Raw genomic sequence first — 13,670 nt, 5'->3', positions numbered from 1 at the left:
GCCGTCGCGCGCACCGCGCCCGCGCGGGCGGCGTTCGTCTCGGGTGAGTGGGGTGCGGTGGCCTCGCTGTCCCCGGAACTGTTCCTCAGCCGCATCGGCGAGCACGTGGTGTCGAGTCCGATCAAGGGCACGTTGCCACTCGATGAATCACCCTCGCACTTGCGCGAATCGGTCAAGGACGTGGCCGAGAACATCATGATCGTCGACCTCGTCCGCAACGACCTCGGTCGCGTCGCGGTGACCGGGTCCGTCACGGTGCCCGAACTGCTGGTGGTCCGCCGGGCACCGGGGGTCTGGCATCTGGTGTCGACGGTCTCGGCCCGCGTCGACCTCGACGTGCCCATGTCCACGATCCTCGACGCTACGTTCCCCCCGGCGTCGGTGACTGGCACGCCGAAGGGCCGTGCCCGCCAACTGCTGGCGACGTGGGAACAAGCCCGGCGCGGAATCTACTGCGGGACGGTTGGTTTGGCCTCACCGATCGCGGGCACCGAGCTCAACGTCGCCATCCGCACCGTCGAGTTCGACGATGCAGGACGCGCGGTGCTTGGCGTCGGCGGCGGCATCACGGCCGATTCGGATCCCGATGCCGAGTGGCGCGAGTGCCTGCACAAGGCCGCGCCCATCGTCGGCACGTCTGCGGATGACTCACGCGCGAGCGCGCAGCACCGCGTCGTAGAGCTGACGCCGTGATGGCGCGCCGGGGTTCTCGGCGATCACCTCGGCGCAGGCGTCCTTGACCCCGGCGCCGGCCTCCACCCGCTCAATGACCTGAGCCACCAGTGTGTCCATGTCGACGCGGGGCTCGGCCCCCGCCACGACGACGGTGATCTCGCCGAGCACGCCGTCGGCGGCCCACGCGGCGAGCTCCGCCAGGGTGCCGCGCTTGACCTCCTCGTGGGTCTTGGTCAGCTCGCGGCAGACCACCGCCAGCCGGTCGGGACCCAGTTGCGCAGAAGCGTCGGCCAGGCATTCGGCGAGTCGGCGCGGAGACTCGAAGAACACCGACGTCCGTCGCTCCCCGGCCAGCGTGGCCAGCCACGTCAGCCGCGCAGAGTGCTTGCGCGGCGCGAAGCCCTCGAAACAGAACCGGTCCGACGGCAGGCCGGACACCGCGAGTGCCGTCGTCACGGCCGATGGGCCGGGAAGGCAGCTGACGGTCAAGCCCGCGGCTGCGCAGGCCGCGACCAGCCGATAGCCCGGATCGCTGATCAGCGGCATGCCCGCATCGCTGACGACCAGCACGGTCGCCCCGGCCGTGACCTCCTCGACCAGCCACGGCACCCGCGCGGCTTCGTTCTGGTCGAAGAAGCTGACGACCTTGCCCGACGGTGTGACGTCGAGCGCCTGCATCAGCGTTCGGACGCGGCGGGTGTCCTCTGCGGCGACGACGTCGGCACTGCCCAGCGCCTCGACGAGTCGTGCGGAAGCGTCGCCTGCCTGGCCCAACGGCGTGGCGGCCAGTAGCAGTCGACCGGTTGTCACACCGAACAGAATACGATCGCTCGTGTGACCGCCCCGCCCATCGAGAGCACGCGATCGGTTCCGGTCATCAGCCCGGGCCCCCTGGTGCCCCTCGGCGACTTCGGTCCCACCGACCGGATGCAGGGCTGGGCGATGACGTCGGTGATCATGGCGCTGGCGTCCCTGACCAGGTTCCTCAACCTCGGTTCGCCCACTGACGGCCGCACCCCGATCTTCGACGAGAAGCACTACGCACCCCAGGCGTGGCAGATGCTCGGCAACCACGGCATCGAGGACAACCCCGGCTACGGCCTGGTGGTGCACCCTCCCGTCGGCAAGGAACTGCTGTCGCTCGGTGAGGCCCTTTTCGGCTACACCGGGCTGGGCTGGCGGTTCGCCGGCGCGGTGTGTGGCGTCGTCGTGGTGGTGCTGGTGGCGCGAATCGTCCGCCGGATCACCCGGTCGACGCTGATCGGCGGCATCGCGGGCCTGCTGATCATCGCCGACGGGGTCAGCTTCGTCTCGGCGCGCACCGCCCTGCTTGACATCTTTCTGGTGGTGTTCGTGGTGGCGGCGTTCGGTGCGCTGATCGTCGACCGGGACCAGATGCGTGCGCGGATGCACGACGCCCTGTTCGACGGTCGCATCGCGGAGACACCGTGGGGACCTCGTCTCGGAGTCCGCTGGTGGCGGTTCGGGGCAGGCGTGCTGCTGGGTCTTGCCGTGGCCACCAAGTGGTCCGGCCTGTACTTCATCCTCTTCTTTGGGCTGATGACGCTGGCGTTCGACGTGACCGCACGGCGCCAATATCGCGTGCCGCGACCGTGGCTCGGCACCCTGCGGCGTGACGTCGGACCCGCGATCTACGTGTTCGGCCTCATCCCCCTTGGCGTCTATCTCGCCTCGTATGCGCCGTGGTTCGCCTCGGAGACCGGGATCAACCGGCACGAGGAGGGCCAGTCCTTCGCCAGTGGCGGCCTGATGCCCGATGCCATCCGGTCGCTGTGGCACTTCACCTACGGCGCCTTCAAGTTTCACTCCGGGTTGACCAACGCGGCGGGCAATCATCACCCGTGGGAGTCGAAGCCGTGGACGTGGCCGATGTCGTTGCGGCCCGTGCTGTATGCGATCGACCAGGACAACGTGGCGGGGTGCGGCGCCCAGTCATGCGTCAAGGCCGTGATGCTCGCCGGTACCCCCGCGATGTGGTTCATCGCGGTGCCGATACTCGCGTGGGCGGTGTGGCGGTCGTTCGTCAAGCGTGACTGGCGATATGCCGTGGCGCTCACCGGATACTGCGCGGGCTACCTGCCGTGGTTCGCCGACATCGATCGACAGATGTACTTCTTCTACGCCGCTCCGATGGCGCCGTTCCTGGTGATGATGATCGCGCTGATCCTCGGCGACGTGCTCTATGCGCCTCGGCAGAACGCCGAGCGTCGGACGCTCGGTCTGCTCGTCGTGTGCATCTACGTGGCGGTCGTCATCACCAATTTCGCGTGGATGTACCCCATTCTGACGGGCCTGCCGATCTCGCAGTCGACCTGGAACATGCAGATCTGGCTGCCCAGCTGGCGTTAGCGCCATTGAGGCTCGCCCCTTTCCCTTGAGATTGCGCCGGTAGCTGTGATTTCCACTCATCCACAGCCACCGGTGCAATCTCAACGCCAGCGTCCGGATTTGTCGTTGGGCCTGGTGACGATCAGGCCATGCGAGACGTCTTCATCGGCAGCGAACAGTTGGCACGGGGTGCCCTCAGCTGGGGGCAACTGCGATGGAACTACGAGTCGATGTTCCCCGATGTCTATGCCCCGAAGGGCACGTGCCTCCCGCTGCAGACCCGTGTGATGGGCGCTTGGTTGTGGTCTGGCCGCGACGGCATCATCGCGGGCCGCGCGGCCGCGGCGTTGCACGGCGCCGCATGGGTTGGACCCGCGACACCGATCGAGCTGATCGGCTCCTTCAGCCGTTCACCCAAGGGCGTCATCGTGCGCAACGAGCGGATCACCGGGGGCGACGAGATCGTCGAAATCAACGGAATGGCAGTAACGAGTCTCGCCCGTACTGCGCTTGACCTAGCACGTCATTTACCCCGCGACGAAGCCGTTCGCCACCTCGATGCCCTTGCCCACGCGACGGGGGTGTGCCCCGATGACGCGTTGACGGTGGCGGGGCGGTACCCACGGGCACGCGGACTTCGTCGGGCCGAGATCGCCATCGATCTGATGGACGCCGGCGGTCAATCGCCGAAGGAAACATGGTTGCGGCTCTTGCTCATCGATGCAGGATTTCCTCGCCCTCGAACACAGATTCGGGTAAGCGACGGCGCCGCTAGCGCGTTCATCGACATGGGCTGGGACGAGCCGTCGATCGGGGTCGACTACGACGGGGACCAACACCGCACCGACCGAAGACGCTACGTTCACGACATCGGTCGAAACGAACTCATCGAACGCATGGGATGGCTGGATCTGCACGTGGTGGCCGAGCATTCGCGCACGTTCATCGTCCGCCGCATCGCAGAGGCGTTCGCCCGTCGGGGTTGCCCGTTGAAACTGCGCCCACGGTCGTGATTCGCGCCGAATCACGACCGTGAGCGCAATCTCAACGGGAAGGGCTACAGCGGGTCGCGGGCGACGGGACACGACATGCACCGCGGGCCGCCGCGACCGGTGCCGAGCTCCGACGCCGATATCGGGAGCACCTCGATGCCCGAATCTGCCAGGCGGGCATTCGTTTCGGTATTGCGCTCATAGGCCACCACCACACCGGGCGCCAGCGCTAGCGTGTTGTTTCCGTCGTCCCACTGCTCCCGCTCTGCGGTAATGGGATCCAACCCGGTATCGATCACCCGCAGCTTGGCGATACCCATCGCATCGGCCGCGGCATCGACGAACGGCGCCGCGCTGGCGATCGTCACCCCATCGGACTTCTGCCGCCTAATCGTGAACGCCGAAAGGGAGTCGACGATGTTCGGGTACATCACGACGGCATCGACGTCGACCATCGTGCACACCGTGTCGAGGTGCATCTGCGCGCGCTCCTGCGCGATCGGAATGGCCAGCACCGTATGCGCTAGGCCATCGTCGAACAGGCTGCGCGCCAGCGCTTCCGCACCGGCAGGCGTCGTCCGCTCTCCCACCCCGACGGCCACCACGCCCGGTGCCAACAACAGCACGTCGCCGCCCTCGACCGGGGCGGATCGCGATTCGTAGGCCCGCCGGACCCCAAGGAATCGCGGGTGATGCGCGTAGATCAGGTCGGTCAGCGAGGTCTCCCGAATCCGCGCGGGGAGTGCCAACGACGTGATCGCCACCCGCGGCCCGATCCAGAACGACGAATCGCGGGTGAACAGCAGGTTCGGTAGCGGGTCGATGACGAAGTCGGCATCGTGATGCATGCGCTGCACCAGCGACAGTTCACCACCGAGGAACGGCAACTCGTTGAACGTCATGCCCGCCATCAGGATGCGGGCCAGAGGCTCGACGTCGAGCGTCCGCAGATAGGCCGAGAGTTCTTGCGCCAGAGGAAGTCCCAATCGGCGACTGTCGACGGCTGCCGAGATGCCGTGCATCCTGGCCGCGCCGCTGGCGAGGGCCTCGGTCAGTAGGTCGGCGAGCAAGAGCACCTCGACGCCGCGCGAGCGCAACAGTGCGGCGAACGCGTCGTGCTCCTGCTGCGCCCGCGCCACCCACGGCATTCCGTCGAATAGCAACCGGTCGTTGTTGCGCGGGGTGAGGCGTTGAAGTTCGGGCCCCGGCCGGTGCAGGATGACGACCCGCAGCGGTCCTACCTCTGAATTCGCGCCCAGCGTCGTGCCTGTCATGCCTAGAACCGTAACGCGAAAGGTCACCTCAACTATGGTTGAGGTCATGGACATGCTCGAGCTGACCCCCGGCGAGTTGAGCCATCGCAGTGGCGTTGCGGTGTCGGCGCTGCACTTCTACGAACGCGAAGGCCTGATCATCAGCCGGCGCACGTCGGGCAATCAGCGCCGTTACGCCCGCGAGACGCTGCGCCGCGTCGCGTTCATCCGAATGTCGCAACGCCTTGGCATCCCGCTGGCCCGCATTCGCGAGGCCCTCGCGACGCTGCCCGACGGCCGCGTGCCCACCAGCAAGGACTGGGCGCGCTTGTCGGCCGGCTGGCGCTCCGATCTCGACGAGCGCATCGTGCATCTGCAGCGCCTGCGCGACAACCTCACCGGCTGCATCGGCTGCGGCTGCCTGAGCCTGAAGACCTGCCTGCTGACGAACCCTGGCGACGTCCTCGCGCAGCGTGGGCCCGGCGCGGCCAGGCTATAAATTCGAACGCCTGTGCGATAAACTCGGCCGCGTGGCAGGCACCGATCTGGCGATTCAGGAGGCGCTCTTCGACCACGACGAGCGGCGTGAACTGGGTGACGGCGCGTGGATCGACGTCAGGGCCGGTTGGCTGGCCGGTGGGCAGGAGCGAAGCGACCGGGGAATCAACACCGGCGGCGAAGACGTCTTCGACGAGCTGCTGGCCGACATCCCCTGGCGCGCCGAGCGACGCCAAATGTACGACCGGGTGCTCGACGTGCCGCGGCTGGTCAGCTTCCACGACCTGACGTCCGAACCCGCACCGCACCCCGCCATCGCACGGTTGCGCGTCCGGCTCAACGACATCTACGCCCGCGAGCTCGGCGAGCCGTTCACCTCTGCCGGGCTGTGCCTGTACCGCGACGGAAGCGACAGCGTGGCCTGGCACGGCGACACCGTCGGCCGCAGCCGGACCGAGGACACCATGGTCGCGATCCTCAGCCTCGGCGCGACCCGGGCCTTCGCCCTGCGTCCCCGCTGCGGCGGCCGGTCCCTGCGACTGCCACAGAGCCACGGCGATCTGCTGGTGATGGGCGGATCGTGTCAGCGCACGTGGGAACATGCGGTGCACAAGACGGCCAAGCCGACGGGCCCGCGGATCAGCATTCAGTTCCGCCCTCGGGACGTGCGCTAGCTGCCGCGGACCGCCGTGACGGCCGCAGACAGCAGGTCACGGGCGCGCGGCGTGTCGACCGGTGCGACCGGCTTGTTGGGCTCCACGAGCGGATTCGCCGTGACGATCACCATGAACGTCGCGAAACTGGCGACGTAGTTGTAGATCTCACCGCTCGCGGGCTTGCCGTTGACCATCGTCTGCACCACGCGATGCGTGCCGAGGGTTCGCACGCCGTCGATCGTCGGCGATTCGACCACCTCGACCACGCCGCGAACCCCGGCTCCCGCGAACGCGACCTTCTTGCACTTGTCGCCAGGGTCGGGAAACTGGAGTGGCTCCGAGGTCTCGACGGCGATCGCGATGAACCGGTTGCCGTCACCCTCGGCCGTCGTGGCGGCCATGTTGCCCTTCAGCCCCGGCGGCACCACCAGACCCGTCGCCACCTTCGCGCAGTCCGGCGGATCGAAGATCGCACCCTGCGGAAGGGATTGCGGCGCAAGCAGACGCGGGTCGATTCCGGTCGGCGCAACCGTGCTCACCTTGAATTCGGGCCCGAAGTTGGACTTCACGGCGAGCACGTTGGCGATGTCCGCCTTGGAATCTTCCGCGGGCGGGCTGCCCGAGCACCCCGCCAACACGATCGCGACGAGCCACGACAAGAGGAGGGCCGGCAGCGTCCTGAGCATCGCCGCCAATCTACCCGTCCGCCGGCCGTCACCCGCGGATCGCCGCCACCGTCTTCACGAGTAGGTCGGCCGCAAAGCCTGGTGCGAGCGATGGCGCCGACGCACCTGGATCGGTCACGACCGTGACGTAGGCGACGTGTTCGCCGAGATAGGCAATGAAAGTTTCGGCGTGCGAATGGGTTTCGATGCCACCCTCGACGGTGGTGGTCGCATCCGAAATCATCCCAAGGGTGGCCGCACCGTCGACTGCGGGCGGGTCGACGATGTCGACGACACCGCTGGTGTGCCCGGCCGACATGCTCCACGTGCCACATGAATCCACCAGCAACGGGTCCAATCCGACCTGCGCGTCGGCCACTACGGCGTACACGATGCCGCCGGGACCGGACGCGGACCAGCCGTGCGCGGCGGCGGCACCAGCCGGGTCGGCGAGCCCACCGCACCCAGGCGGGTCCGCCGTCCACACCGCGCCGAAGCCCCACAGGGCTACCGGCGCGGCCCGAACGGGTAGGGGCGCGAACTCGTAACCCGTTGGCAGATCGGGACGGACCCGCTCCACCCTCGCGGGGTTCACCCCCGCGGGCGGCAGCGACGACGAGTCGGCCACTTCGGGCGGCGACTGGGTGTCCGAGGGGCCGCACGCCGCGCACAGCGCGATCGCCACGCAGGACGCGAACACGCGCATGAAGTCTTGGTATCACGATTACGCCGACGAGCGCCCACACCGTGGCGGGACGCGCCGCCGGTCATCGACCCGTACGACGAGTCGTTGACGGGCAACGTGACCGACCGATTCACGCATCGGGAGTTCGGATTCCGACTTGCGCCGCCGTTTGACGTGTATTTTCAGTTTGCCGACCGCTGGTCCGGCGCGCTTTTCCCGACAGGAGACTTCATGAGAACCCACACCCCCGCGGGTGGCGCCGCCGTCGCCCTCCTCGCCATGGGATTGGCCCTTTCGGGTTGCGGGTCGGACTCGAAGACAGGGGACTCCTCGTCGTCGAGCAAGGCCTCGAGCAGCGCGTCGAGCAGCAGTGCCGCGCCGACGTCGAAGCAGGCCGCCGGCGCCAATCCGACCATCGCGGACTACATCAAGGAGAAGGGCATCACCGAGACCCCGGTCAAGCGTGGCGATCCCGGCACTCCGACGGTCAACTTGCCGACGCCCGAGGGCTGGAGCGACGCAGGTGACAAGACCCCGGAGGGCGCCTACGGCACCATCTACTTCACCGATCCGGCGATGGCTGCCAACCCGCCATCGATAACCGCGATCATGTCCAAGCTGACCGGCGACGTCGATCCCGCTCAGATCTTCAAGTTCGCGCCTGGCGAGCTGAAGAACCTGCCCGGCTACGAGAGCGCGGGTGACGGCAGCGATGCCAAGCTCGGCGGTTTCGACGCCTACCAGGTCGGCGCGACCTTCGTGAAGGACGGCGCCAAGCTTCTCATCGCCCAGAAGACCGTTGTCATCCCGGCCGCGGACGGCAACGGGATCTTCGTCCTTCAGCTCAACGCCACCGGCACCGAGGATCAGATCGGGCCACTGATGGACGCCACCTCGAAGATCGACGAGCAGACCACCATCACGCCATGACGGGCATTTACAGCTAAGCTCCGCTGCGAACTCTCAGCCACGCAAAACCGAGAAGAGGTGCCATGACCTCCGCCCAGCAGCCCCCCGCTAGCGAACCTCCTCCGCCGCAGCGCGGGCAGACTCGCGAGGAACGCGGCCGCGACGTCAGCGAAGCGCAGGCCGAACTCGAGGCCGAGACGTCGAAGTGGAAGCAGTTCACCCACGCGATGAGCCCGCGTTTCGTGTGGTCGATGGCCGAGGGCTATCCGGTGGTCATCAAGCAGTTCATCCAGTTCTGCCTGATCCTCATCTATCCGGCCTGGGTGTTCGCGGTGCTGTGTGGAGCCGCGGTCACCGGGCTGTTCTACGTGACCATCTACCCGCTTCTGTGGCTGATCTTCTGGCCCGTGCGCGCCAATCAGAAGAAGAACCACCCCGAGGAATACGCGGCGAACCGGGCGAAGTACGCGAAGAAGAAGTAGTGGGTCTCTTCAGTCGGTCCGGTGGCGTACGGGTGACGCTCACGCCGGAGACCGTCCGGCCGCGGCAGGCGGTCACCGCGACCATCACGACCGACAAGCCCATCGACAAGGTGGCTACGGCGACGCTGGAGTGGGGCTACGACAACTTCTACCGGTACCACTGGGCCGGAAGGGTCGACTCGGTGGGCGCGGCAGGCAACGACTCGGTCTGGACCATGGACCAGGTCGGCACCAGCTACGGCAGCGAGCGCGTCACCGACGACTGGGTCTGCGTGACCCGCGTCGACCTGCCCGTGGCCACCAGCGAGTTCACCGGCGGCACGGCGACGTTCACGATCCCGTCGTGGGCGCCCGGTTCGTCACCGGAGATCGCGCGCTGGTCGGCGCGGCTCAGAATCGAGCGCGGCGGCCGAGACGTCGACGAGCGCGGTGAGTTCACCGTCGTCATCGGGACCGCCGACGTCGAGGCGGTCGAGGACCCGATGGAGCGCTTCGCGGGTGACGGAGAGACCGAGATCGACATCCTGCTCGGCTCACCGGTGTACCGGGCCGGTGAAGTCATCAACGGCACGGTCGTGCTGCGGCCGAAGATCGACCTGCCCAACGGCGACGTCGCCGTCTACTGGCAACGTTTCCGCGAGTCGCACCCTTTGGAGCGCACCCCGGCCCAGCCGGGCCCCGTCGACGGCCGGGTGGTCCAGCTGGACAAGAAGATTCCGTTGACCGCGGGCACGCAGGTGACGCTGCCCTTCGCGCTGCCGTTACCCGAGGACGCGGCACCGACGGCGTCGGCGGTGCACTCGTCGCTGTCGTGGTTCGTCGCGGCGCGAATGATGTACGCCGGCTTCAACGCTCATCAGATGGAGCGGGTCCGCCGTCCGATCACCGTGGTCAACGCTCCCTGACCGTCACGCCCTCGAGATCGCCGACGCCTCCGCGACCTGCTCGGCCGTCGGCCGCACCCCGGTGTAGCGCTCGAACTGCTCCGCGGCCTGCAGGGCGATGACCTCGGCACCGGTCACCACGTGGACGCCCGCCGCGCGGGCGGCTTGGATCAGCGGTGTTTCCGACGGCAGCGCCACCACGTCGAACACCGTCGTCGCGTTGGCGATCGTGGACTCTTCGAAGGCCTGCTCGGAAGATTCCGAGGCGCCGTCCATGCCGATCGGGGTGACGTTGACGATGACGGACGCGACGTGCGTCCCGACGTCCGTCGCGTAGTCGTAGCCGAGCCGGTCGGCCAGCGCGCGCCCGCTGTCCTGGTTGCGGGCGATCACGATGCCGGAGGTGAAGCCATGGTCGCGGAACGCCGTGCCGACCGCGCTTGCCATCCCACCGCTACCGCGAATGAGCACCCTGCCCCCCGCATCGAGCCGGTGTTCGTCGATCAGCCGCTGGACGGCAAGGTAATCGGTGTTGGACGCCCGCAGGTATCCGTCGTCGTTGACGATCGTGTTCACCGATCCGATGGCCCTCGCCGACGCCTCGACGTCGTCGACGAGGGCGATGACGTCCTCCTTGAACGGCATCGAGACCGAACAGCCCCGGATGCCAAGAGCCCGCACACCGCCGATCGCGGCGGCGATGTCAGTGGTGGTGAACGCCTTGTAGATGAAGTCGAGGCCGAGCACCTCGTACAGGTGGTTGTGAAACCGGGTGCCGATGTTGCTCGGTCGCGCGGCCAGCGAAATGCACAGCCGGGTGTCCTTGTTCAACGGCGGCCTTCGGCCTTGGGCGGTCAACGGCGGCCTTCGGCCTTGGGCGGTCACCTCGTCCTGCATCACCCGACCGCCCTGATGACCTGGCGTGCGACCGAACGGATTTCGCGGTAGAGCTCGGCGGGCAGCGCGAGGTCGCGCATGAGGGGAACGTCGAACGCGGTGGTGACGACACCCAGCTCGTCGCGGTGCCAGTGGGCGCCGTAGTGGTCGAGGATCGTTCGCATCGGAAGATTGTCCGCCAGCACCCTGGCGGTGAATCGCCGGATGCCCTCGCTGCGCGCGGCGATCGCGAGCGCTTCCATCAGAAAGCTGCCGATCCCCCGACCCTGGTAGGCGTCGCCGACGATGAACGCGACCTCCGCGACGGTGTGGCTTTCCTCGCGGACATACCTGGCATCGGCCACGATTGGCGCGTCGATGGCCTTGCCGTCGGTCAGCACCCACACGAAGTGGTCGACGTAGTCGACCTCGAACAGGTAGGCCATGAGCGCTGGAGTCGGTGTCCGAGTGGTCTGAAATCGCCGGTAGAACGTCTCGCTGGAGAACTTGACCGGGCCGTGGACGGCGCGCTCGTTGTCGCCGGGAAGCACCGGCCGCAGGTGCAGTTCGGTGCCGTCGCGCAGGGTGACGGGGATGGGGATGACGTAGGTGGCCAGGCGCTGGCGTGCGGTGCGGACCAGCTTGTCCATCATGAAGGGCACGTCGAGCATGGCCGCGATGGCTTCCTCGCCACCCACCCAGCCGGTGAGTCGCTCGGTCACGGTGACGGTTGCGGTTCGCGGAGTGTCACGGAGGAGGGCGATCTCACCGACGATGAGGCCCGGCGTCACCTCGACCTCGATGACGTCACCGTCGGGGCCGGTATGCGAAATTCGCGCCCGACCAGTTTCGATCAACAGGAAGGAATCGGCATGCTCGCCCTGAAGCATGAGGACCTGCCCGGGAGGTGCGCTGAGCGGACGGAGCAGCGCGGCCACCGGCCCCAGGTGTTCGGCTGGGCAGCCAGCGAAGAACTCCAGGGCAGCCAGTTCCTCGGCACTAGCGGTGATTGATCCCGCCACCCGACCGAGGCTACGTCATGAGCGTCACTAGCTGCGCCGGATCACCCGTTTTCAGACGCCGCCGTCCATCGGCGGTCCGTTGAGGTTGCTGACCCGCTGGCCTGCGACGGCCGTCGCGATTGCCGTCCCGTTGCTCACGACGCCGACGATCGACACTTCGTCGTTGACCGCGAAAGTCGTTGCCGCCCCGCCAATCACACTTCCCCGCTCGGTGATCGCATTCGTCTGCGCGTTGATCAGGTAGGTCCGCGCGAATCCGTCGACGCTCTGTGCCGTGACCGACGTGGGCGACACGGCGAGAAGACGACCCTGCTGACTCACCGGCTGAGCCGCCCCAGTCGATTGCACCGCCTGACGGGCCGCGGTCGGGCTTCCGTCCACGACGTGCACGGCAATGGCTGCGGTGATCGCCGCGAACGCGAAGACCAACGAGGCAGCGACGATGAGAAAGGTCCCGCGCGGGCCGCTGCGGGGCGACTTCAGATGCCTGGAGGCCATCGCGGGCCCTCACTTTCCGTTGGACTGCGCACCGGTTACCCGCGCGTCAGCTACGGAAAACCCGCATCCACACCGGAACCACCACCCAGAACGTCGCGAACGCGGCCAACGAGACGATGCCGGCCGTGATGCCTGCGGACTTCCCCGAGACGGCGCCGAAGATGATCACCGTCATCCCGACCAGCGCGAGCCCGAGCAGAAGCAGGCCCGCGTACGCCAACCGGTGCGCGGCCGACACCAAAGTCTGGAGGCGTCGCTGCCGAAAGAGCACGCGATGGATGCCGACCGGGGCGATCAGCAGCACGGAGGCGGCCACCGCGCACGCCACGGTGGCGAGATAGACCACTCGCATGTCGCCGTCGAGAATGTCGAAGCGCTGTTGAAAGGGCAGCGTCAGAAGGAAGCCGGTCAGCAACTGAACACCGGTCTGCACCACCCGTAGTTCCTGAAGCAAGCTCGACCAGTTTCGATCCAACCGCTCGGTTGCCGTTTCGGATCGCACACTTTGATCCCAGCGCTGGTTCGCCTCGGGGTGGTCAACGTCCATGCGAAAATCGTCACCGCCTCCACGAGCCGAGGCGGAAGGAGTTCCCGCTCCCGCCCGCCGCAAACACCGTGATGCTGCAGCAAAACGTCATTGTTGAACCAGCGAATCCGTACTACGCTCGACTGCAGGTTGAGCTGACAGCCGCGTGAATCTTCATCTGTGCCCGCACGTGATGCGGGCGGCGGCTTTGAGAAGCAGGGCCATCCCTTGACCTATGTCTCGAATACGGCACTTCGCCGAAGGAGACCATCGTGACGCTAGCCCCCGGCCCCCGTACCGGTAAACCGTGGCACCGGCGTGACCGCGTCGAATTCGCGACGTCGTTCATTCGCCCTTCGATGACGCTCATCGCCGCCACCGGCGAGGTCGACGCGGTCAACGCTCTCGCCCTCAGCAGCTATGTCGAAGCCGTACTGGAGTCCACCAGTCGCTTGATAGTTGATCTACGACAGCTCGATTTCTTTGGCACTCAAGGGTTTTCCATCCTGCACCGGATCAATGTGATGTGCAGTCGGCACGCCGTGAACTGGGTGGTGCTCGCCGGCGCCGAGGTCGATCGAGTGCTCCACATCTGCGATCCCGACGGGGGACTGCCCGTCTCGAACACGCTCGAGGGCGCCATCACTGCCGTCACCCGTCCGCCGCGCAGCCATCTCCGGCTGGTGACGAACCGCTGATC

The 13,670-nt window shown here is 67.2% G+C and carries 17 protein-coding genes; 9 read left to right on the top strand and 8 right to left on the bottom strand.

Features of this window, described 5'->3' with window-relative positions; translation table 11 throughout:
- Window positions 1-693: aminodeoxychorismate synthase component I (locus tag QOD90_RS31580; RefSeq protein WP_526356564.1), on the top strand; the 693-nt coding region annotated here is incomplete at its 5' end.
- On the opposite strand, the gene rsmI is transcribed toward QOD90_RS31580, so the two are convergent.
- Entirely contained in the window at window positions 649-1,485 is an 837-nt protein-coding gene (gene rsmI, locus QOD90_RS31575) for a 16S rRNA (cytidine(1402)-2'-O)-methyltransferase (RefSeq protein WP_526356562.1), read from the bottom strand. The genes QOD90_RS31580 and rsmI overlap by 45 nt on opposite strands.
- A 117-nt stretch (window positions 1,486-1,602) precedes the next feature.
- On the opposite strand from rsmI, the gene QOD90_RS31570 reads away from it, so the two are divergent.
- On the top strand, window positions 1,603-3,045 hold the full coding sequence (locus tag QOD90_RS31570) for a dolichyl-phosphate-mannose--protein mannosyltransferase (RefSeq protein ID WP_526356571.1): 1,443 nt from the start codon (window positions 1,603-1,605) through the stop codon (window positions 3,043-3,045).
- 128 nt (window positions 3,046-3,173) lie between these two features.
- Complete coding sequence (locus QOD90_RS31565) at window positions 3,174-4,037, top strand: hypothetical protein (protein ID WP_526356560.1); 864 nt, start codon at window positions 3,174-3,176, stop codon at window positions 4,035-4,037.
- Window positions 4,038-4,081: 44 nt separating this feature from the next.
- Here the strand turns inward: QOD90_RS31565 and arcA are convergent, their stop codons facing one another.
- The gene (gene arcA, locus QOD90_RS31560; protein ID WP_526356558.1) at window positions 4,082-5,290 is read right to left on the bottom strand and encodes an arginine deiminase; all 1,209 of its coding nucleotides are present in this window, start codon (window positions 5,288-5,290) and stop codon (window positions 4,082-4,084) included.
- 46 nt (window positions 5,291-5,336) lie between these two features.
- Between arcA and soxR the strand changes: the two genes are divergently transcribed.
- Together soxR and QOD90_RS31550 are read left to right on the top strand one after the other, a co-directional pair.
- Complete coding sequence (soxR, locus tag QOD90_RS31555) at window positions 5,337-5,768, top strand: redox-sensitive transcriptional activator SoxR (RefSeq protein WP_526356556.1); 432 nt, start codon at window positions 5,337-5,339, stop codon at window positions 5,766-5,768.
- A gap of 31 nt (window positions 5,769-5,799) precedes the next feature.
- Complete coding sequence (locus QOD90_RS31550) at window positions 5,800-6,441, top strand: alpha-ketoglutarate-dependent dioxygenase AlkB (RefSeq protein ID WP_526356554.1); 642 nt, start codon at window positions 5,800-5,802, stop codon at window positions 6,439-6,441.
- On the opposite strand, the gene QOD90_RS31545 is transcribed toward QOD90_RS31550, so the two are convergent.
- Together QOD90_RS31545 and QOD90_RS31540 are read right to left on the bottom strand one after the other, a co-directional pair.
- Entirely contained in the window at window positions 6,438-7,109 is a 672-nt protein-coding gene (locus QOD90_RS31545) for a DUF5642 family protein (protein ID WP_526356552.1), read from the bottom strand. The two genes, QOD90_RS31550 and QOD90_RS31545, sit on opposite strands and share 4 nt — an antisense overlap.
- Window positions 7,110-7,137: 28 nt before the next feature.
- Window positions 7,138-7,794 carry a DUF5642 family protein gene (locus QOD90_RS31540; protein WP_526356550.1) on the bottom strand — a complete coding sequence of 219 codons (657 nt, stop codon included), beginning with the start codon at window positions 7,792-7,794 and terminating at the stop codon, window positions 7,138-7,140.
- 210 nt (window positions 7,795-8,004) lie between these two features.
- On the opposite strand from QOD90_RS31540, the gene lpqN reads away from it, so the two are divergent.
- From lpqN to QOD90_RS31525, 3 genes are all read left to right on the top strand, one after another.
- Window positions 8,005-8,703: an envelope biogenesis lipoprotein LpqN gene (lpqN, locus tag QOD90_RS31535; protein WP_526356548.1), complete on the top strand. Its 699-nt coding sequence runs from the start codon at window positions 8,005-8,007 to the stop codon at window positions 8,701-8,703.
- A 62-nt stretch (window positions 8,704-8,765) separates the two neighbouring features.
- On the top strand, window positions 8,766-9,164 hold the full coding sequence (locus tag QOD90_RS31530) for a hypothetical protein (protein ID WP_526356546.1): 399 nt from the start codon (window positions 8,766-8,768) through the stop codon (window positions 9,162-9,164).
- Window positions 9,164-10,069 (top strand): hypothetical protein, encoded by a 906-nt coding sequence (locus tag QOD90_RS31525; RefSeq protein WP_526356544.1) that lies wholly within the window; start codon window positions 9,164-9,166, stop codon window positions 10,067-10,069. The genes QOD90_RS31530 and QOD90_RS31525 overlap by 1 nt, the downstream gene beginning before the upstream one ends.
- 3 nt (window positions 10,070-10,072) lie before the next feature.
- Here the strand turns inward: QOD90_RS31525 and QOD90_RS31520 are convergent, their stop codons facing one another.
- The 4 genes from QOD90_RS31520 to QOD90_RS31505 are packed head-to-tail and all read right to left on the bottom strand — an operon-like array spanning window position 10,073 to window position 12,991.
- Window positions 10,073-10,945: a shikimate 5-dehydrogenase gene (locus QOD90_RS31520; protein WP_526356569.1), complete on the bottom strand. Its 873-nt coding sequence runs from the start codon at window positions 10,943-10,945 to the stop codon at window positions 10,073-10,075.
- Window positions 10,945-11,946, bottom strand: a complete 1,002-nt coding sequence (gene pat / locus QOD90_RS31515; protein ID WP_526356542.1) for an acetyltransferase Pat — start codon at window positions 11,944-11,946, stop codon at window positions 10,945-10,947. The genes QOD90_RS31520 and pat overlap by 1 nt, the downstream gene beginning before the upstream one ends.
- A gap of 51 nt (window positions 11,947-11,997) precedes the next feature.
- Entirely contained in the window at window positions 11,998-12,444 is a 447-nt protein-coding gene (locus QOD90_RS31510) for a hypothetical protein (protein ID WP_526356540.1), read from the bottom strand.
- 46 nt (window positions 12,445-12,490) lie between these two features.
- Window positions 12,491-12,991: a DUF6328 family protein gene (locus QOD90_RS31505; RefSeq protein ID WP_526356538.1), complete on the bottom strand. Its 501-nt coding sequence runs from the start codon at window positions 12,989-12,991 to the stop codon at window positions 12,491-12,493.
- A 251-nt stretch (window positions 12,992-13,242) separates the two neighbouring features.
- Here QOD90_RS31505 and QOD90_RS31500 point away from each other — a divergent pair, with 251 nt between their 5' ends.
- Window positions 13,243-13,668 (top strand): STAS domain-containing protein, encoded by a 426-nt coding sequence (locus QOD90_RS31500; RefSeq protein WP_526356536.1) that lies wholly within the window; start codon window positions 13,243-13,245, stop codon window positions 13,666-13,668.
- The last annotated feature ends 2 nt before the right edge of the window (window positions 13,669-13,670 follow it).

Source organism: Mycobacterium sp., assembly GCF_032161845.1.
Taxonomy (GTDB): Bacteria; Actinomycetota; Actinomycetes; order Mycobacteriales; family Mycobacteriaceae; genus Mycobacterium.
This window is presented reverse-complemented; position numbering and strand designations above follow the sequence as displayed.

Bases quoted from the DNA above. Each gene is read 5' to 3' on its own strand.
- QOD90_RS31570 (WP_526356571.1), top strand. From the start codon at position 1,603: ATGCAGGGCTGGGCGATGACGTCGGTGATCATGGCGCTGGCGTCCCTG.
- QOD90_RS31565 (WP_526356560.1), top strand. From the start codon at position 3,174: ATGCGAGACGTCTTCATCGGCAGCGAACAGTTGGCACGGGGTGCCCTC.
- arcA (WP_526356558.1), bottom strand. From the start codon at position 5,290: ATGACAGGCACGACGCTGGGCGCGAATTCAGAGGTAGGACCGCTGCGG.
- soxR (WP_526356556.1), top strand. From the start codon at position 5,337: ATGGACATGCTCGAGCTGACCCCCGGCGAGTTGAGCCATCGCAGTGGC.
- QOD90_RS31545 (WP_526356552.1), bottom strand. From the start codon at position 7,109: ATGCTCAGGACGCTGCCGGCCCTCCTCTTGTCGTGGCTCGTCGCGATC.
- QOD90_RS31540 (WP_526356550.1), bottom strand. From the start codon at position 7,794: ATGCGCGTGTTCGCGTCCTGCGTGGCGATCGCGCTGTGCGCGGCGTGC.
- lpqN (WP_526356548.1), top strand. From the start codon at position 8,005: ATGAGAACCCACACCCCCGCGGGTGGCGCCGCCGTCGCCCTCCTCGCC.
- QOD90_RS31530 (WP_526356546.1), top strand. From the start codon at position 8,766: ATGACCTCCGCCCAGCAGCCCCCCGCTAGCGAACCTCCTCCGCCGCAG.
- QOD90_RS31520 (WP_526356569.1), bottom strand. From the start codon at position 10,945: ATGCAGGACGAGGTGACCGCCCAAGGCCGAAGGCCGCCGTTGACCGCC.
- QOD90_RS31510 (WP_526356540.1), bottom strand. From the start codon at position 12,444: ATGGCCTCCAGGCATCTGAAGTCGCCCCGCAGCGGCCCGCGCGGGACC.
- QOD90_RS31505 (WP_526356538.1), bottom strand. From the start codon at position 12,991: ATGGACGTTGACCACCCCGAGGCGAACCAGCGCTGGGATCAAAGTGTG.